The organism is Streptomyces candidus, from assembly GCF_014207445.1.
In the GTDB taxonomy this organism is placed as follows: Bacteria; Actinomycetota; Actinomycetes; order Streptomycetales; family Streptomycetaceae; genus Streptomyces; species Streptomyces candidus.
The window spans coordinates 211,298-229,946 of sequence record NZ_JACHEM010000007.1 but is presented as its reverse complement, the minus strand read 5'-3'; the positions used below and the strand labels follow the sequence as shown (position 1 = coordinate 229,946).

General features: G+C 71.7%; 17 protein-coding genes. 5 read left to right on the top strand and 12 right to left on the bottom strand.

The annotated features are described in order from the left end of the window. The first annotated feature begins 34 nt into the window (after positions 1-34). Both HNQ79_RS16050 and HNQ79_RS16045 read left to right on the top strand, forming a co-directional pair. Positions 35-2,392 (top strand): ATP-binding cassette domain-containing protein, encoded by a 2,358-nt coding sequence (locus HNQ79_RS16050; protein WP_185031533.1) that lies wholly within the window; start codon positions 35-37, stop codon positions 2,390-2,392. 263 nt (positions 2,393-2,655) lie between these two features. Continuing rightward, positions 2,656-4,101: a glyceraldehyde-3-phosphate dehydrogenase gene (locus HNQ79_RS16045; RefSeq protein ID WP_185031531.1), complete on the top strand. Its 1,446-nt coding sequence runs from the start codon at positions 2,656-2,658 to the stop codon at positions 4,099-4,101. A 93-nt stretch (positions 4,102-4,194) separates the two neighbouring features. Here the strand turns inward: HNQ79_RS16045 and HNQ79_RS16040 are convergent, their stop codons facing one another. From HNQ79_RS16040 to cqsA, 11 genes are all read right to left on the bottom strand, one after another. After that, positions 4,195-4,908, bottom strand: a complete 714-nt coding sequence (locus HNQ79_RS16040) for a DUF4232 domain-containing protein (RefSeq protein ID WP_185031529.1) — start codon at positions 4,906-4,908, stop codon at positions 4,195-4,197. A 220-nt stretch (positions 4,909-5,128) separates the two neighbouring features. Continuing rightward, entirely contained in the window at positions 5,129-5,401 is a 273-nt protein-coding gene (locus HNQ79_RS16035; RefSeq protein WP_185031527.1) for a WhiB family transcriptional regulator, read from the bottom strand. 129 nt (positions 5,402-5,530) lie between these two features. Further along, entirely contained in the window at positions 5,531-6,229 is a 699-nt protein-coding gene (locus HNQ79_RS16030; protein ID WP_185031525.1) for an HAD family hydrolase, read from the bottom strand. A 98-nt stretch (positions 6,230-6,327) separates the two neighbouring features. Continuing rightward, positions 6,328-6,744: a CBS domain-containing protein gene (locus tag HNQ79_RS16025; RefSeq protein ID WP_185031522.1), complete on the bottom strand. Its 417-nt coding sequence runs from the start codon at positions 6,742-6,744 to the stop codon at positions 6,328-6,330. A 138-nt stretch (positions 6,745-6,882) separates the two neighbouring features. Beyond that, the gene (locus HNQ79_RS16020; RefSeq protein WP_185031520.1) at positions 6,883-7,230 is read right to left on the bottom strand and encodes a hypothetical protein; all 348 of its coding nucleotides are present in this window, start codon (positions 7,228-7,230) and stop codon (positions 6,883-6,885) included. A 115-nt stretch (positions 7,231-7,345) separates the two neighbouring features. After that, positions 7,346-9,019 (bottom strand): phytoene desaturase family protein, encoded by a 1,674-nt coding sequence (locus HNQ79_RS16015; protein WP_185031518.1) that lies wholly within the window; start codon positions 9,017-9,019, stop codon positions 7,346-7,348. Next, positions 9,003-9,755, bottom strand: a complete 753-nt coding sequence (gene fabG, locus HNQ79_RS16010) for a 3-oxoacyl-ACP reductase FabG (RefSeq protein WP_185031516.1) — start codon at positions 9,753-9,755, stop codon at positions 9,003-9,005. The genes HNQ79_RS16015 and fabG overlap by 17 nt, the downstream gene beginning before the upstream one ends. Then, positions 9,755-10,867 carry a beta-ketoacyl synthase N-terminal-like domain-containing protein gene (locus tag HNQ79_RS16005; protein WP_185031513.1) on the bottom strand — a complete coding sequence of 371 codons (1,113 nt, stop codon included), beginning with the start codon at positions 10,865-10,867 and terminating at the stop codon, positions 9,755-9,757. The genes fabG and HNQ79_RS16005 overlap by 1 nt, the downstream gene beginning before the upstream one ends. Beyond that, positions 10,864-12,345, bottom strand: a complete 1,482-nt coding sequence (locus tag HNQ79_RS16000) for a beta-ketoacyl-[acyl-carrier-protein] synthase family protein (RefSeq protein ID WP_185031511.1) — start codon at positions 12,343-12,345, stop codon at positions 10,864-10,866. Before HNQ79_RS16000 ends, HNQ79_RS16005 begins: the two co-directional genes overlap by 4 nt. A gap of 8 nt (positions 12,346-12,353) precedes the next feature. Beyond that, positions 12,354-12,650, bottom strand: a complete 297-nt coding sequence (locus tag HNQ79_RS15995) for an acyl carrier protein (RefSeq protein ID WP_185031510.1) — start codon at positions 12,648-12,650, stop codon at positions 12,354-12,356. 28 nt (positions 12,651-12,678) lie between these two features. Beyond that, on the bottom strand, positions 12,679-13,887 hold the full coding sequence (gene cqsA / locus HNQ79_RS15990; protein ID WP_221507782.1) for an alpha-hydroxyketone-type quorum-sensing autoinducer synthase: 1,209 nt from the start codon (positions 13,885-13,887) through the stop codon (positions 12,679-12,681). 347 nt (positions 13,888-14,234) lie between these two features. Between cqsA and HNQ79_RS15985 the strand changes: the two genes are divergently transcribed. From HNQ79_RS15985 to HNQ79_RS15975, 3 genes are all read left to right on the top strand, one after another. Beyond that, a complete protein-coding gene (locus HNQ79_RS15985; RefSeq protein ID WP_185031505.1) occupies positions 14,235-14,639 on the top strand; it encodes a TOBE domain-containing protein in 405 nt (134 codons plus the stop codon). A 79-nt stretch (positions 14,640-14,718) separates the two neighbouring features. Continuing rightward, on the top strand, positions 14,719-15,501 hold the full coding sequence (gene modA / locus HNQ79_RS15980) for a molybdate ABC transporter substrate-binding protein (RefSeq protein WP_185031503.1): 783 nt from the start codon (positions 14,719-14,721) through the stop codon (positions 15,499-15,501). A gap of 138 nt (positions 15,502-15,639) precedes the next feature. After that, positions 15,640-17,592: an ABC transporter permease gene (locus HNQ79_RS15975; RefSeq protein WP_185031501.1), complete on the top strand. Its 1,953-nt coding sequence runs from the start codon at positions 15,640-15,642 to the stop codon at positions 17,590-17,592. A gap of 30 nt (positions 17,593-17,622) precedes the next feature. Here the strand turns inward: HNQ79_RS15975 and HNQ79_RS15970 are convergent, their stop codons facing one another. Further along, positions 17,623-18,471 carry an ATP-grasp domain-containing protein gene (locus HNQ79_RS15970; RefSeq protein ID WP_185031492.1) on the bottom strand — a complete coding sequence of 283 codons (849 nt, stop codon included), beginning with the start codon at positions 18,469-18,471 and terminating at the stop codon, positions 17,623-17,625. Positions 18,472-18,649: the final 178 nt, after the last annotated feature.

Genomic DNA, 18,649 nt, shown 5'->3' with positions numbered 1-18,649 from the left:
CACGAGACCGGCCAGTGAGGAGACGAGGACGTCCATGCGCAAGGACAGGCAGCACATCGTGGTGACGGGGGCCCGTGCCAACAATCTGAAGGGAGTGGACCTTCGCATTCCGCTGGGGCTTCTGACCGTGGTCACCGGAGTCTCCGGTTCCGGCAAGTCGTCCATCGCCTTCGGCACGATCGCGGTGGAGTCGCAGCGGCAGCTCAACGAGGTCTTCCCCGCGTTCATCCGCAACCGGCTGCCCCGCTACGAGCGCCCCGAGTTCGACCTGATCGAGAACCTGGCCCCGGCGATCGTGGTGGACCAGAAGCCGGTGGGCGGCGGCTCACGTTCGACCGTCGGCACGATGACCGAGGTCAACCCGGTCCTGCGGGTGCTGTTCTCCCGGTACGGGGAGCCCAGCGCCGGGCCGTCCAACTTCTACTCCTTCAACGACCCGCAGGGCATGTGCCCGCACTGCGACGGTCTCGGCGCCACCCTCCAGCTCGACGTCGGCAAGCTGCTGGACCTGGACAAGTCTTTGAACGAGGGCGCGATCCGGCACGCCAACTTCGCGGTGGGCACCAACTACTGGAAGCGGTACGCGCAGATCAGCCGGTACGAGAAGGGCCGGGCCCGGGAGCAGAGCCGGGAGCCGGTGTTCGACCCGGACAAGCCGCTGTCGCAGTACACGAAGAAGGAGATGGACCTCCTGCTGTACGGGGAGGGCTTCCAGACGGTCCGACCCGACGACTTCGACAACGTGGCCATCAACGACTACGAGGGCATCGTGCCACGCGTCACCCGGCGGTTCGTGAAGCCGGGTCTGGAGGCGCTCAAGGACAAGGAGCGCAAGTCCACCGAACAGGTCGTCACCGAGCGGACCTGCCCGCAGTGCCGGGGCGCCCGGCTCTCGCAGGCGGCACTGGAGTCGCGGATCGACGGCCGCAACATCGCCGACTACTGCGCGATGGAGATCGGTGACCTGGTCGCCGCCCTGGAGGAGGTGGAGCACCGGTGGCGCGGCCCGGTGGTGCCCGCCGCGCTCGCCTCGCTGCGCCGCATCGCGTCCGTCGGCCTGGGTTACCTCACCCTGAACCGGCCCACCCGGACCCTGTCCGGCGGCGAGGGTCAGCGGCTGAAGGCGGTGCGCCACCTGGGGTCGGCGCTGACCGGTATGACGTACATCTTCGACGAGCCGAGTGTGGGGCTGCACGCCCACGACGTGGACCGGCTCAACCGGCTGCTGCTGGACCTGCGGGACAAGGGCAACACCGTGCTCATCGTCGAGCACAACCGCGATGTCATCGCCATCGCGGACCACGTCGTCGACGTGGGTCCCGGCGCGGGCGCCGAGGGCGGCGAGATCGTGTTCACCGGCACCGTGGAGGAGTTGGCCGACAGCAAAACGCTCACCGGCCGGCACTTCAGGACCCAGCCCCCGCTCAAGAAGGAACCGCGCACCTCCACCGGAAAGCTGCCGGTGCGCGGCGCCGGCCTGCACAACCTGAGGGGCTTCGACATCGGCTTCCCCACCGGGGTGCTGACCGTGGTCACCGGCGTCGCCGGGTCGGGAAAGTCGACCTTGGTCAGCCATGTCTTCACCGCCCAGCACCCGCAGGCGATCGTGCTGGATCAGTCGGCGGTCGGCATGAACCCCCGGTCCACCCCGGCCACGTACACGGGTATTTGGGACACGGTCCGCAAGCTGTTCGCAAAGGAGCACGGGCTGGACGCGAGCATGTTCAGCTTCAACTCCAAGGGGGCCTGTTCGGAGTGCAAGGGGCGCGGCACCATCACCACCGACCTGGCCTTCATGGACCCGGTCACCACCGTCTGCGAACTGTGCGGCGGGACCCGGTTCCGGCAGGAGGTGCTGGAGCACCGGGTCAAGGGACGCAACATCGCCGAGGTACTGGACCTGACCGTGACCGAGGCCCGCGGCTTCTTCGACGACCCGGCGATCGTGCGCCGTCTGGACCCGCTGGCCGAGGTGGGGCTGGGCTATCTGACGCTGGGCCGTTCGCTGTCGATGCTGTCCGGCGGTGAGCGGCAGCGCGTCAAGCTCGCCGACCGGCTCCACGAGCAGGGCAGCGTGTACGTGTTCGACGAGCCGACCACCGGACTGCACATGGCGGACGTCGGCAACCTGCTGGCCCTGCTGGACCGGCTGGTGGACTCGGGCAACACCGTCATCGCCATCGAACACGACCTGGACGTCGCCAAGCACGCCGACTGGATCGTCGACATCGGCCCCGGCGCGGGCGAGCACGGCGGGCAGGTCGTGTTCGCCGGCACGCCCGCCGAGATGGTGGACGGCTCCCGGACCACGACCGCCCGCTACCTGCGGGCGTCACTGCCCGGCGCGGAGACCGCCGGTGCCGGACAGGTTCCGGAGGACAGCGGCGACTGACAGGACCCGGCAGGCGGTCGAAACGGTCGGGTCCGGCAGGGTCGGAGCGCCGAGGACGGCAGAGGTGCGTGCGCGTCGCGGTCCGCACCTGGCCGGTCCGGCTGCCGACCGCCCGTACGACGCGACGAGGACCCCCGTACCGCGTGTTCCAGCGGTGTGCGGCCGGTTTCGCAGGCGGACTTCCTGGCTGAGCGGGACCACCTGCTTGATCGAAAACAGGGCGGGTTAGCATATGAGCGCCGCCTAGCTCGAAAGAGAAACCTGTGACTGTCAACGACGACTCGTTCACCCACTGGAAGAACCGCGAGGAGATCGCGGAGTCGATGATTCCGATCATCGGCAAGCTGCACCGGGAGCGGGACGTAACGGTCCTGCTGCACAGCCGCTCGCTGGTCAACAAGTCGGTGGTCAGCATTCTCAAGACCCACCGGTTCGCCCGCCAGATAGCCGGTGCGGAGCTCTCGATCACCGAGACGCTTCCCTTCCTCCAGGCGCTCACCGCACTCGACCTCGGCCCGTCCCAGATCGACATCGGTCTGCTCGCCGAGGCCTACCGCGGCGACGACCGCGGCATGTCGGTGGAGGAGTTCACCGCCGAGGCCGTCGCGGGCGCCACGGGCGAGAACAAGATCGAGCGCCGCGAGCCGCGCGACGTCGTGCTGTACGGGTTCGGCCGGATCGGGCGTCTGCTGGCCCGGCTGCTCATCGAGAAGGCGGGTTCGGGCAACGGCCTGCGGCTGCGCGCCATCGTGGTCCGCAAGGGCGCGGGCCAGGACATCGTGAAGCGGGCCTCGCTGCTGCGCCGGGACTCGGTGCACGGCCAGTTCCAGGGCACGATCACCGTCGACGAGGCGAACGACACGATCGTCGCCAACGGCAACACGATCAAGATGATCTACTCCGACGACCCGACGACGGTCGACTACACGCAGTACGGCATCAAGAACGCGATCCTGATCGACAACACCGGGCGCTGGCGGGACCGCGAGGGCCTGTCCAAGCACCTGCGTCCCGGGATCGACAAGGTCGTGCTGACCGCGCCGGGCAAGGGCGACGTCCCGAACATCGTGCACGGCGTCAACCACGACACGATCAAGCCGGACGAGCAGATCCTGTCCTGCGCGTCCTGCACCACCAACGCGATCGTGCCGCCGCTCAAGGCGATGGCCGACGAGTACGGTGTCCTGCGCGGCCACGTGGAGACCGTCCACTCGTTCACCAACGACCAGAACCTGCTGGACAACTACCACAGCTCCGACCGCCGAGGCCGGTCCGCGCCGCTCAACATGGTGATCACCGAGACCGGTGCCGCCTCCGCCGTCGCGAAGGCGCTGCCCGACCTGGACGCGCGGATCACCGGCAGCTCGATCCGCGTCCCGGTGCCGAACGTGTCGATCGCGATCCTCAACCTGCGACTGGGCCGCGAGACCAGCCGCGAGGAGGTCCTCGACCACCTCCGCAACATCTCGCTGAACTCGCCGCTCAAGCGGCAGATCGACTTCATCAGCGCCCCCGACGCGGTCTCCAGCGACTTCGTCGGCTCGCGGCACGCGTCGATCATCGACGCGGGCGCGCTGAAGGTCGAGGGCGACGACGCGATCCTCTACCTCTGGTACGACAACGAGTTCGGCTACTCGTGCCAGGTCATCCGGGTCGTCCAGCACGTTTCCGGCGTGGAGTACCCGACGTACCCGGCCCCGGTGGTGTGACGCCGTCGAGGCGAGCGGCTGCGCCTCTCCCCCGTTGATACGGAACGGCCCGTCCGGCAGTACGCCGGGCGGGCCGTTCCCGTGTGCGGCCGCTCAGAACTCGTCGGCGCCGTTGCGCAGCTGCGGCGTCCAGTAGCCGGTCTTCGCCACGGCGTCGTCGACCGCGATGCCGCCCGGCACGGTGATGGTCCTGCTGCCCTCGGCGGGGCCGTCGGTCGCGAAGAGGTTCACGTAGAAGCTGGTGACGGCGCGGTTCTTCTCGTCGACGCCGCCGTTGTTGATGTGCACGGCTGCGTAGGCGGGGGCGCCGGGCTCCAGCACGACGGGGACACCCGGCTGGCTCTTGGCGACGGCCGGCACGTCCTTGGCGGTCTGGATCCCGCCGAACGCGAGCAGCGGGTACTTGACCATGGTGCAGGCGCGGCCCGAGGTGTTCTTCGCGGTCAGGGTGATGCGGGTGGTGGGCACGCCCTCCTTGGCCGCGGTGATCCTGACGTCGTTGACGGTGCAGGCCGGGGCCTTGCCGCCGGTCTTCTTCGGTGAGGTGGTGCCCGTCTGCGTACCGGTGGTGCCGGCCGTTCCGTTGGCGGGGCCCGCGGCACCGGCGTCCTTGCCCGCGTCGGCCGGCTCGCCCGCGGCCTTGTCCTCCGCCTCCGGGCTCGCGGCGGAGGCCTTGGCTGCCGAGGACGGCGCCTTGGACTCCTCGCTCCTCGCACCGGTGCCGTCGCTGCAGGCGGTGAGGGTCAGGCTCAGGGCGGCGAAGGCGGTCGCGGCGAGGACGGCGGGGCGGCGGATGGAGGTACGCATGTGAGGGCTCCCGTGGAACGAGTCGTTGCGGTCGATGCCTGGTGCAGGCATCTGGTCTGCCTTCAGCTTCGGGCTCCGCCTTGTCGTTCCACTCACGTTCCGCTAACGCTTCAGTGCTGCGGCCTTCTCGCAGGTCAGCACGGACTCCGTGATCCCACGAGGGTTCTGCCCGCTCCGGTACGGCTGAGCGGTCGGCGCCCCGCCGCAGGGCGCCGACCGCTCAGCGGGACGGGGAGGAGAGGAGCCTGGTCCTGGCGCGGGAGACCTCGCGGCGACGGATCGCCGCGCGTTCCTTCTCCCCGGTGCCGCCCCAGATTCCGGACACCTGATCGGTGTCCAGTGCCCAGCGCAGGCAGGTGGCCTGGACGGGGCAGCGGGCGCAGACTTCCTTGGCCCGCTGGGTCTGTGCCGCTCCCGGGCCCTGGCTGCTGACCGGGAAGAACAGTTCGGGGTCCTCCTCCGCGCACGCCGCTTGCTCTGTCCACCGCTCCATGATCAGCGCTCCTTCTCGGGTCGTCGTCCTGGGCCTACGAGCCCCGGCGGGGCCTGCCGGGCGTTGTTGCCCTGTGCGAAGCGAGTGACCGGAGGGTCGGAATTCAAACGGACGGCAGGTCAATTCCGGTCATTCCGTGCGGGCTTCGGTGCTCTTCTCCATACGCGCGACGACGCTGTCGTCGAGTTGGCGCAGCAGGTCGGCCGGGTGGTCGTACACCGCGGCGGCACCGGCCTCCTCCAGATCGGCGCGCGGGATGCCGCCCGACAGGAGGGCGACGGTATGCACACCCGCCCGGGCGCCGGCCTGCATGTCCCAGACCGTGTCGCCGACGAACACCGCGTTCTGCGGCTCGACTTCGGCGATCTCCAGGGCCTGGTGCACGGGGTCGGGAGCCGGTTTGCCGGCCTCGACGTCGTCGGCGCTGGCGATGCCCGCGATGACGTCGTCGGCGTCGATGGCGCGTCGCAGTGCCGTGAGTTCGGGACCGCCCGCCGAGGTCGCGAGGACGATGCGCCAGCCTCTGTCGTGCAGGGTGTGCAGGAGTGCGCTCGCCCCCGGCAGGGCGGGCAGGCGCGCGAAGTACGTGCCGTAGAGGGCCGTGTGGGCGGCGCTGAGCTGCTCGTCCTGGTCCTTGTCACGGTCCTCGCCCAGCAGATGGGCGATGAGGTCGTCCGAGCCGAGGCCGACCGCGTGGTGGATGTCGTGCATCGTCACGTCGTGACCGGCCTGGCGGAAAGCCTCCCACCAGGTGACGACGTGCAGGTGGTTGGTGTCGGCGAGGGTTCCGTCGACGTCGAAGAGCGCCGCGCGCCCCTGTCGCTTCATCGTGTGCATGGTTCCTTTTACTCGACCCTGCTGCCGGGACGTGGCTGCCCGGGGCCCGTGTCGGGTCCCAGGCAGTCTGTGGCCTGTCGGCAGCGGGTTCAGTCGGTGGAGAGGGCTTCCACGAGCTGGCCGGCCTTGGGGTCGGACAGGGCCCGGGCCGCATCCGCCAGGGCGACCACCCCCACCAGGGTGTGGCCGTCGATCACGGGCAGGCGACGGACCTTGTGCGAGGTCATGGTCGCGAAGACCTCGTCCGCGCTGTCGTCGGCGCCGATGGTGACGGCCTCGCCCTGGGCGAGGTCTCCGGCCTTGACAGTGGCCGGGTCCTTGTCCGCGCCGAGCACCTTCACCACGATGTCCCGGTCGGTCAGCATCCCCTTGAGCCGCTCGTCCGTTCCGCAGATCGGCAGGGCACCGACGCCGAGCTGGGTGAGCTTGCGGGCTGCGTCCAGGACGGTCTCCTGTGCGCCGATGCACTCGGCGCCGCCGGTCATGATGTCGCGTGCGGTGGTCATGCGGTTTCCTCCTGTCGGAAGGTTCCTGGTCGGTGTACGGGGTGTGCGCGCCGTCGGGCGGCGCACAATTCGAGTGCCCTCGTCCCGTCGGCGATAACACCCGCGGGCCGCCTCTTCCGCCGTGCCGAACCGCACGGGTCAGCCCCAGCCGCGTACTTTCGCCGCTCCCAGCGGCTCCGGCAGCGCGGGCACCAGGTGGAACGCCGCGTGCAGGTCGGTCAGCCGGAGCACCTTCAGCGCGAGGGGGTGGCGCACCAGCAGGCTCAGTGAGCGGCCCTCGTCGTTGACGACGCCCTGGAAGGCGAAGAGCATGTGCAGGGCGGTCGAAGTCAGCAGCGGGCTGCGCACGTCCGCCACCACCGACCGGTGCTCGCCGGTTCGGGCGACCGCGCACATCCACCGTTGCACCTCGTGCACGTTGCCGATGTCGACCACGTCCTCCAGCACGACGACGAGGTGGGGGGTCAGACGGTAGTGGTGGTTCATGGCGGTGACCTCGTCAGGGCAGGCGTTCCCGTAGCGGCCTCTTCCTGACCGCTGCTGCGTCTACCCAGCCGGTCCGGGTGTACCCCCGGCCGTTCCGTCCCGGCGGGTCGTCGCCTCAGCCGATGCCGGCCAGGCCCCGCGCGTCCCTGCGCGCCCGGCCCCGGGAGATCCGCAGCGGGTCGAAGCCCTCCGTGCGGTGCGGGAACCGCGCCGGGTCGGCCAGGACCGCTCCGGCGCAGACTTCGGCGAGCAGCGGTCTTTGCAGGATGCGGCCGGCGGCGGAGATGCCGCTGAGGGCGGTGCCCAGGATGCCGGCGCCGAAGCTGGAGTTGGCGCCGACCGCGTACAGCCCGCGTACGCCGGTACGGATGCTGGGGCGGCGGCCGTGCCCGCCCCAGTCGTCGAAGCCGTACGGGGTGCCCGATCCGCCCTGGATGTAGCGGTGGTTGGTGTGGGCGGTGGCCGTCTCCAGGTGGGTGATGCGGCTGCGGAACGGGCCGAGCGCCTGCTCGGCGATGTCGACCAGTGCATCGCGCAGGCGCGCCTTGCCCCTCTCGTACGAGGGGTCGCGGCGGTAGCGGCCCGGGGGGCCGCCGAGGGGTGGGACCAGGGTCATGACCTGGAAGTTGCTGTGTCCCGGCGGACAGACGGTACGGCTGCCGGGGTCCTTGAGGGAGCCGAAGGAGAGGAAGGCGAAGGTGGGGTCCGAACCCTTCCGGGCCGCCGCATAGGCCTGCTCGATGTCCGTGTGGGCCCACCACCAGATGTTGGTGTTGGGCATGTCGAGCGGCCGGTCGAGGGCGATGTACGCGGTGGCGACAGCGGCGCGCATGGTGGCCCGGCGGGTGCGTTCGACGACGGCCGGCGAGAATCCGCGACCGCCGCAGAGGCCGAGGACGGTACGGCGGTAGTCGGCGTTGGAGACGACGAGCGGGGCGCGGACCGTTTCGCCTCCGGCGAGGCGCACCCCTGCCACCTGCCGGTCGTCCCCGACGAGGATCTCTTCGACGGGACAGCGGGTGCGGACCTGACCTCCGTACGCCTCGATGACCTCGACCAGCGTGGCGATCATGGTCTGGCCGGAGCCGACGGGGGCGTACGCGCCGCGCAGGTAGTGGTCGAGCATGGTGGCGTGGGTGGAGGTCAGGGTGGTGGAGGGCGGAGTTCCGTAGTTGCCGGACTGGGCGGCGACGAGGGTGCGGGCGGCGGGTCCCAGTGCGCAGTGGTCGTACAGGTCGCCGAGGGGACGCCCGCCCCAGGTCGTCAACACCGCCGACATGGGAACCCGTTGAGCGCCCGGGGGGTGGGTCATGCCGCCTCGCAGATCGGCTGCGACGGCACGCAGGACGCCGACGCAGCGGGTGAGGCCGGTGCGTTCGGCGGGCAGGGCCGCGCAGAGTCTGCTCAGGTAGCGGTCCCAGCCGACGGGCACGTCGACCGTGACGCCGGGAAGGAGGATGCGGTCGAAGCCGTCGGGGTCGAGGGGGCGGAAGGGGACCCGGTCGGGGCCGATGCCGAGGCCCGAGAGGATCGCGGGGAGCAGGCCGTCGGGGCCGCAGTCGCCGACGTAGTGCATGCCGACGTCGAACTCGTAGGCGCGGCGGCGGCGGAAGACCTGGGCGTTGCCGCCGGTCACGTCGTGCTGCTCGGCGAGCAGGACGCGGCGGCCCGAGACGGCGAGGTAGGCGGCGCAGACGAGGCCCCCGATGCCGCCGCCGACGACGACGGTGTCGTACCCGCCGCCCGGAGGGGCGCCGGCGGGAAGGCCGGTGTCAGAGGGCGATGCCACCGTGCACCTCCAGGACGCTGCCGGTGATGTACGAGGCGCGCTGCGACACCAGGAAGGCGACGAGGTCGGCGACCTCGGCCGCGGTGCCGAAGCGGCGCAGCGCGACCACGCCGAGGAGGCGGTCGCGCTCGCGGTCGGGCAGCGCGCCGGTCATGTCGGTGTCGATGAGGCCGGGGGCTACGACGTTGGCGCGGATGCCGTGGGCGCCTACCTCCTTGGCGAGTGCCTTGGTGAAGCCGATGACTCCGGCTTTGGCGGCGCTGTAGTTGGTCTGCCCGGCGTTGCCGTGGATTCCGGCGACCGAGGACAGGGTGACGACGCAGCCGGTGCGGCGCTTGAGCATCGGGAAGACGGCGGCGCGGCAGGTGTGGAAGACGCCGTCGAGGCCGGTGCCGACGACCTGGTGCCAGTCGTCGTCGGACATCAGTGCCAGGGCGCGGTCGCGGGTGACGCCCGCATTGGCCACGACGGCGCCCAGGGGCCCGAGTTCGTCCTCGGTGCGGGTCACCCACGCCTTGGCCTGGCCGGCGTCCGCCACGTCGGCGCGGACCGCGAGCACCCGTACGCCGAGTTCCGTCGCCTCCTTCTCGATCCGCAGGGCGGCATCCTCGTCGGCGCGGTAGCAGAATCCGACGTCCCAGCCGTCCCGGGCCAGGCGCAGCACGACAGCGGCGCCGATGCCCCGGGAGCCGCCGCTGACCAGCGCGACCTTGGCCGCCTCGTTCTCGTCGGGCATCAGACGCCTTCTCCCATGCGCAGGACGGCGGCCGCCGCCACTCCCTGTCCGTCCACCGAGGTGATCACCGCGTGCCCGCCGGGGGCCTGGCCCGCGGAGGCGACCACGGCGGCCAGCTGAAGGGCTGCGGAGGCGGCACCTGTGTCCCCCAGCAGCAGCCCCAGAGTGGGGAGTTGTCCGCAGACCTGCCGGGAGAAGAGCGCGTCCAGGGCTCGGGTCTCCGCCGGGTCCAGGCCGGTCCCGGTGGCCGCCCATACGTCGTCGGCGGCGACGCCGGAGCGGGCCAGCGCTTCGGTGACGGTCGCCCGTACTGTCGCCGCCGGGTCCGTTCCCTCCGGGGTGTGGCGGGTCTCTACGGCGAGGACGGTGGCCAGCGGCGGGGCCGCGGTCGTCATGTCCGCCGGGGTCAGCCGCAGGACCGCGGCGCCTTCGCCGAGCAGGGCGAAGGCTGCGGCGGACGGCGGTGGACCTTCCCCGGGCAGCCGGGGTGCTCCGGCCGGCGGAGGGGGCGTCGCGGCGCGGCTGCGTGCCTCCAGCCAGGCGCGAGCCGTCGTGTATTCCTCCGCGCCGCCGCACAGGACGCTGCGGGCGCGACCCGCGCGCAACAGCCGCCGGGCGTAGAGCAGCCCGAGAAGGGCGGCGGTCCTGCCCGCGGCGAGGGTGGTGTTGGGTCCCTGGATGCGGTGGCGGATGGCGCACTGTGCGGCGGCGCAGTTCATGACGCTGTTGGGGATGACGCCGGGTTCGACGTCGTAGGGGCGCTCGCCGGTGAGCGAGGAGCGGGTGAAGTCCGTCATCGACTGGACGCTGCCGGTGGTCGTGCCGAGGACGAGGGCGGTGTCGAGTCCGCGCTGGCCCCCGCCTTCCGTATGGTCCAGATGGTCCAGGACGGCTCCGACGGCGGTGACGGCGAGGGCGGTGACGCGGTTCATGTGCCGGGTGCCCTTCCTGCCGAGGGCGGTACGAGGCTCGAACAGCGGTACCAGGCAGCCGAGTTGGCCGTGGGCGCCGGGTACGGGTGCCGCGGTGGCGCGCCGCTGGCGAACCCCCGTCGTGAAGTCGGCGGCGGTGTGCCCGTACGGGGAGAGCGCCGACCAGGCGGTGATGTTCACAGTTCCCTTCCTTCGTAACGGCCCAGTACCACGGCGGCGTTGTTGCCGCCGAAGGCGAGACCGTTGTTCTGGACGATGCGCAGGTCCGCGTCGACCGCCTGGTTGGGCACGCAGTCCACCGCGCATTCGGGGTCGGTGGTGCGGTGGTTGATGGTGGGGGGAATGAAGCCGTGGGTGATCGCCAGGGAGCAGGCGATGGCGCCGAGGGCGCTCGCCGCCCCCATGGTGTGGCCGAGCATCGATTTGAGGGAGATGGTGCGGGGCGGGCTGTCGCCGTAGACCCGGCGGACGGCGCGGCTCTCGGTGACGTCGTTGGCCCTGGTGCCGGTGCCGTGCGCGGAGATGAGGTCGACCTCTTCGTGTTTCACTCCCGCGTCGTCCAGGGCGAGTTGGAGGCAGCGGGCGACGCTTTCCTCCTCTGGGGCGACCGGGTGGTGGGCGTCGCAGTTGAGGCCGTAGCCGAGGACTTCCGCGTAGATGCGGGCGCCGCGGGCGAGTGCCGAGTCGAGGCTTTCGAGCAGGAGCAGGCCGGCGCCTTCGCCGGTGAGGATGCCCTGCCGCCGGGTGTCGAAGGGGCGGCAGCAGTCGGGGGCGATGGTGCCCAGGCGGTAGAACGCGGCGAAGGTCTTGCGGCAGAAGGCGTCCGCGCCGCCGCACAGGGCGAAGTCGGCGTCGCCCTGCCGGATGGCGTCGAGGCCGTTGCCGATCGAGTAGTTGCCGGCTGAGCAGGCGGTGCCGATGGTGAGGATCTCGACGTCCGCCAGGCCGAGTTCGCGGGCGACGGCGATGCCGAGACGGGCGGCGGGGATGCGGCGGGCGGCCTGCGCGGTGACCGCGGAGGGTCCGCGGTGCAGATGGGTTTCGGTGATGCGGTCCAGGTCGTACGACTCGCCGTCGGTGGTGCCGACGGAGATCTGGCAGCGTACGCGCCGCAGGTCGCCGGGGGACAGTCCGGCGTCGACGACCGCCATCCGGGCCGCGGCGGCCGAGAACTGGGCGGCCCGGCCGTACTCGGCGGGGTCGATGCGGCGCAGCAGCCGGTGCGGGTCGAAGTCGGGGACCTGGCAGCCGTTGGCGTGGGCGAAGCCTGCGGTGTCGAAGGCCGTGATGGGGCTGACACCGCTGCGCCCGGCGCGCAGACCGGCGGTGAAGTCCGCGGTGCCGGTACCGATGCTGGACAGGGCGCCGAGTCCGGTGACGACGACACGGCGGGGCTCGGGGCGGCCCGCGGGGAACGTCGGAGAAGAGCCCGCGGAGAACCGCGGGGGGCGGCGTCGGAGAGCCCGGGGCGAACCGCCGGGAACGGAGGCGGGGGAGTTGACCGGCGGAGGACCGGGCGGGTACGACGGGCGCGAATCGGAAGGACCGCCCCCGGGGCGACGGGGCGGACGGGACGGCAGCGGACTGGGCGGGTGGGAGGTATCGGGCCTTCGGGGGCGGGACCCCGCGGGCGGGGTCCCCTCACTGCTGGAGGTCATGGATGCGGCTACCAGCCCGCCGTCTCGGCCAGCACCTGCCGCACACCCGCCAGGTGCGCCATCCGCGGCATCTCGTTCTGGTCGATGGTGACCCTGAACTCCTTCTCCAGGGCGGCGAGTACGCCGATGAGGGCCAGGGAGTCCGCACCGTGCTCCTCGACGAACCGGTCCGTTTCGGCGATCTCGCCGGGCTCGATCTCCAGGCGGTCGCACACGATCTCGGTGATGCGGTCGTCGCGCACACCCGTGACGCGGTGGTCGCGCGTGCGGGTGCTGTGGTCGTCGCGAAGGTCGGTTGTCTGCATGGCGGTTGGCCTTTCGTGGGTCTGGGGGTCAGTGGTGGACGGCGGCCGTGCGGCGGGTGGGCAGGCGACGGGTGGACCGCCACTCCCGCAGACCGACTTCGTCCCGTACGGCCGCACACGCGTCGAGCACCCGGTCCAGGTCGGCGGGGGCGAGTTCGCTGTGCACGGACAGCCGGTGCACGCAGCGACGGACGGGCACGGAGGGCGGCACGAAGGCCGCGCCGAACACGCCCCGCGCGTCCAGCGCCTGTTGCAGGCGGCGCACGCCGGGCTCGGTGCCGGGCTGCAGCGGGATGATCTGGCTCTCGCTCGGGGCGATGTGGTAGCCGAGCGCGGTGAGGCCGTCCCGCAGGTGGCGACTGTGCTGTTCCAGGCGCTCCCTGCGGTCGTCGGCGGTACGGAGCACGCCGAGAGCGGCGCTCAGTCCCGCCACGTCGTGCGGCAGAAGGGTGGAGCTGAAGACCGCGCCGAGGGAGTGGTACGGCAGGTAGCCCGCGACCTCCGGCGAGCAGGCGATCAGCCCGGCGCGGCCGGCGAAGGCCTTGGCCAGGCTGGCCGTCCGGTAGGCGACCGCGTCGGTGAGGCCGAGGGAGGGAACGAGTCCGCCTCCCTGGGGGCCGAGGACTCCGAGGGTGTGGGACTCGTCGGCGATGAGGTCGCAGCCCGTGCGGCGGGCCACGGCGGTCAGGTCGGGAAGGGGGCAGAGGTCGCCGGTGACGCTGTAGAGCGTGTCGAAGGCGATGAGTCCGGGCCCGTGCTGACGGATGGTGCGTTCGAGGTGCTCGGTGTCGTTGTGGGCGAAGGGGCGGGCGACGGCGTGGGCGGCGGAGATCCCCTCCCAGAGCGAGGCGTGGGCGAGTTCGTCGACGTAGACGCTGCCGCCGGCGGGGCAGACGGCCTGGATGAGGCCGACGTTGGCGGACCAGCCGGACTGACTGAGCATGACCGAGGGTGCGCCCAGCCAGTGGGCGAGGTCTGCTTCGAGACGGCGCAGCGGGTCGCTGTCACCGGTGAAGACCCCGGACATCAGGGCGCCGTTGCCCTGCGCGCGGAGGCTGCGCACCTGTGCGTCGAGGACGGCGGGGTGGCCGCCGATCGCCAGGTAGTCGTTGGACATGAGGGTGAGGTCGGTGTTCCGGGGAGTCGGCCTGCCGCGGTAGAGGGGGCCGCCCCAGCTCGCCTGCCGGGCATTCCACGCCTGCAACCGCTCCTGGAGGAAGGAGAGTTCGCCTGACACGACACCTCGCACGAGTAGACGGGTCCACTGCCGCCGAGAGCACCACCCGCAGGGGGCAGTGAGGGCGGAGTGATTGACGGGGACGGCAAGACTTTAGGGGCGAAAAGGATTACGGCTGCACCAAGGAATCCTTCGGACATATGTCCAAATCGCCGTTTGAAGCAAGATCATCGCAGCTCAGGGCAGTCGGTGCAGAATCGTTCCTGTTCCGCAGAGGCGTCTGCATTTCACCCCCTTGGGGGCGCAAGCCCATCCCTTTGGGTGTTCCTCCGACGAATCCTGCAACTGCCCAGGCGAATCGCACAGACCTTTGCATCTGCGTTCGAAAGTGGCCTATCTTGCCGCACATGCAGTCCTACACCATCGGTCAGGCAGCGCGGCTGCTCGGCGTCAGCGCGGACACCGCACGCCGCTGGGCGGACGCCGGGCGGCTCGCGACCCACCGCGACGACAGCGGCCGGCGCCTCGTCGACGGCCGCGACCTGGCGGCCTTCTGTGTCGAGGTGGCGCAGGGCGCCCCACAGCACGGTCCTGAGGACGACACCCCGTACAGCTCGGCCCGCAACGCCTTCCCCGGCATCGTCACCGCGGTCAAGCTCGGCGACGTGGCGGCGCAGGTGGAAATACAGGCGGGGCCGCACCGGCTCGTCTCGCTGCTGACCCGCGAGGCCGTGGAGGAGCTGGGTCTGGAGGTCGGCATGCAGGCCACCGCCCGTGTGAAGTCCACCAGCGTGCACATCGACCGCACCTGACCGCTGTCCCGCGACCCGGGCCACCGCGCGTTCGCGGGTACGGACCCCTTCTCCCACCCATCGCCAGGAGCCCGCCCGTATGAAGTCCTCGTCCAGCAGACGCCGTCGCGCCGCGGCCGTCCTGTCCGCCGCTCTGCTCGCCCCGTCGGCCGCCGCGTGCGGAGGCGGCGGGCAGCAGAGCACCGGTGGCGATTCCTCGGTCGCCCTGACCGTGCTCGCCGCCGCCTCCCTCACTGACGTCTTCAGGACGGCGGGCACCGCGTACGAGAAGGCGCACCCCGGCACGAAGGTGACGTTCTCCTTCGCCGGTTCGCAGGAACTGGCCGCGCAGGTCCGGCAGGGTGCCCCCGCCGACGTGCTGGTCACCGCGGACACCAGGACGATGGACGACCTTCGCGAGGACACGGCCGCCCCCACCGTTATCGCCAGGAACCGCCTGGTCATCGCCACCGGTGAGGGCAACCCGAGGAAGATCGGCGCCTTGCGGGACCTCGCGGACAGCAAGCTGAAGGTGGTCCTCGCGGCGCCCGAGGTGCCGGTGGGCAGGTACAGCAAGAAGGTCCTGGACGCGCAGAAGGCCGAGGTGAAGCCGGTCTCGCAGGAGCCCAACGTGCGGGCCGTCCTCAGCAAGGTCGAACTGGGTGAGGCGGACGCCGGGCTGGTCTACCGTACGGACGCGGCGTCGGCGTCCGGCAAGGTCGACGCCGTGGACATCCCGGACGGCCAGAACGCGATCGCCTCCTACCCCGCCGCCGCACTCAGGACGTCGAAGAACGGGGAGGCCGCCGCGACGTTCGTGAAGTGGCTCTCCGGCCCCGACGCGCAGAAGATCCTCGCGGACGCGGGCTTCCAGAAGCCGTAGCGGCGACTCGCCCCGCCCGGTGCCGGCACGCGTGTCCGCTGTCCGGCACCCGATGTCTGGTGTACGACGTACGACACATGATGTACGGACCGGTTCCGCGCGTCATCCGCTGCACGACGGTCGAATCCGGGAAACGCCATGAAACAGCTTCGCCCCCGCCCCGCGTCCCGGCCCCGCACGTCCGGAACCCGTGCCCCCCTGGCGCTGGCGGTCCCCGCGCTGCTGGCCGTCGCCTTCCTGCTGCTGCCGCTGATCGGGATTCTCACCCGTACGTCCTGGGGCGAGCTGGGTACGCACCTGTCCAGCCCCGGGGTCGTCGAGGCGCTCGAACTGTCGCTGGTCGTGTCGTTCTGGTCGCTCGGGCTCTCTCTCCTGCTGGGCGTTCCGCTGGCCTGGCTGCTGGCCAGGACCCAGTTCCCCGGGAAGGCGTTCGTGCGCTCACTGGTACTGCTGCCGATGGTGCTGCCGCCGACCGTGGGCGGGGTGGCGCTGCTGCTGGCGTTCGGGCGGCGCGGGGTGCTCGGGCCGTGGCTGGAGAGCACCTTCGGGCTCACGCTGCCGTTCCACACCACGGGCGCGGTCGTCGCGGCGACGTTCGTCGCGATGCCCTTTCTGGTGATCAGCCTGGAAGGTGCCCTGGGCGGGCTGCGTCCCCGGTACGAGGAGACGGCCGCCTCGCTGGGGGCGTCGCCGGTACGGGTGTTCCTCACCGTCACCCTGCCGATGGTGGCCCCCGGTCTGATCGCCGGGGCGGCGCTGACGTGGGCGCGGGCGCTCGGCGAGTTCGGTGCCACCATCACGTTCGCGGGCAATCTGCCGGGCACCACGCAGACCCTGCCGCTGCAGGTGTATCTCCTCCTCCAGGACCGGCCCGAGGCGGCGACCTCCGTCTCCCTCCTCCTGCTGGTCATCGCGATGGCGGTACTGATCGGACTGCGCGGACGGTGGACCGGAAGCCCGCGCCCCGCCGCCGCGCCCGGCGCCGCTCCCCCGGAATCCGAGCCCTCGGCCGCGGAGACCGCCGCCCGCGTTCCGGCCCCGGACCCCGCCGGGGAGCGGTGGGCGCTGCACGCCCAGGTCACCGGTTTCAACGACCTCACCCTGACCGCCTCCCCCGGCACCACCATCGCCGTCGTCGGCCCCAACGGCGCCGGCAAGACCACCCTCCTGCGCGCCCTGCTCGGCCTCACCCCCCGCGCGCACGCCGCCCTCACACTGGGCGGTTCCGACGTCAGCGGGCTGCCTCCGCACCGCCGGGGCGTGGCCTGGGTGCCGCAGGACGGTGCGCTCTTCCCGCACCTGAGCGCCCTGGGCAACACCGCGTACGGCCTGCGCGCCCGGGGCGTTCCGCGCGCGCAGGCCCGGCGCAGCGCACAGCAGTGGCTGGACCGGCTGGGCGTCGGCACGCTCGCGCAGCGCAAACCCGCCGAGGTGTCCGGCGGGCAGGCCCAGCGCATCGCCCTGGCGAGGGCGTTGGCGTCCCGCCCCCGTCTCCTCCTCCTGGACGAACCGCTCTCCGCCCTCGACCAGACGACCAGGGCCCGTGTCCGGCACACCCTGCGCGCGCACCTGGAGGGCTTCGGCGGTGTGTGCCTGATCGTCACGCACGATCCGGTCGAGGCGGTGTCGCTCGCCGACCGGGTGCTGGTCCTGGACGGGGGCAGGGCGCTGCAGGACGCCCCGCCCGCCGAGGTCACCCGGCATCCGCGCTCCCCGTGGGTGGCGCGCATGCTGGGCCGCAACGCCTGGCCCGGCAGGGCGGCCGAGGGCGGGCTGCGGCTCGCGGGCGGCGGCCTGCTCGTCGTGGCGGATCCGCTGCCGGACGCCGCGGAGGCGCTCGCGATCATCGCGCCGGAGTCCGTCTCCGTGCACCGGGAGAGGCCCGGCGGCAGCCCGCGCAACGTCTGGCCGGGCACGGTCCGTGAGATCACCTCCAGCGGCAGCCGGCTGCGGCTGCTGATCACCTCCGACGAGGCCCCCGACCTGATCGCCGAGGTCACCCCGCAGGCCGCCGCCGAACTGGGTCTGGCCGACGGCACACCGGTCTGGACGAGCGTGAAGGCGACCGAGGTGACGGTCGTGGCACTGTGAACACCCACACCGGGCGTGGGGGTTGGGCGGTCACCCGGTGAGGAAGCGGTCCAGGGAGCGGGTCAGAGCGGCTGCGAAGCTCTCGCGGGCCGCGTCGTCGGGGAGCCTGTCCAGGGACAGGTACGGGTTGAGATCCTCCAGTTCGACCAGGAGGAGTTCCCCGTCCCGGGTGCGGCAGGCGTCGACGCGCTGGATGCCGTGGTCGAGGGTGTTCCAGTCGATGAAGCGCCGCGCGAAGTCGAGGTCGGCCGCGGTGGGCTCGTACGGCTCCAGCACCCAGCGGCGGTCCGGGTGCGGGGCGTACAGGGCGTACTGGAAGACGTCGTCGACGTAGACGAAGGACACCTCGTGACGGAAGTCGACGCACGGCTGGACGAGGAGGTCGCCGTCGGCGAGGCCATCGAGGGCGGCGAGGCTCTCGTACGGCAGGAACCGCAGACCCACCGAGTCCGCCCCGGTCTTGGGCTTGACCGCGTACAGGTCGGCGGCGGGCAGCGTGTGCAGGTCCTCGGCGCGGTCGACGGTGGGGATGGCCGGGAATCCGGACCGGGGGAGATCGAGCAGGTACTGCTTGCCCGCCATGTCGGCGCGCCCGTTCAGCGGGTTGTAGACGCGCGTCCCCTCGTGCAGGGCGCGGGCGCGGAATGCTTCGTACGCCTGCTGGTAGTGCAGGACGGGGCCGCTGTTGCGGACCACGACCGCATCGAAGCCACCCATCAGCCCAGCGGCGTCCAGCGGGTGGCACAGCGCGAGGTCGAAGTCCTCGCGCAGCCGGCCGGACAGGTGGATGTCCTCGTCGCAGTAGCGCCGCCCGCGGGCCTGGTAGGCGAGGTCGGTGACGTAGAGCAGGCGGGGGCGGGGGCCGGGGCGGCTGGGCACTGCGGAACTCCTCGGTGGTAAAAGAGCACCGTAACGGGGTGGGGCGTCCCGCCGTCCGGGGGGGGTTCGGCCTTCCCCTGGAGGCAAGCCTCAGGAGCTGGGATCGCCGGCGTGCGGGGTGTTGGCCAGGAGGACGGTTCGCGGCCCGGGGCGAGTGCCGTCCCGGGCGCAACAGCCA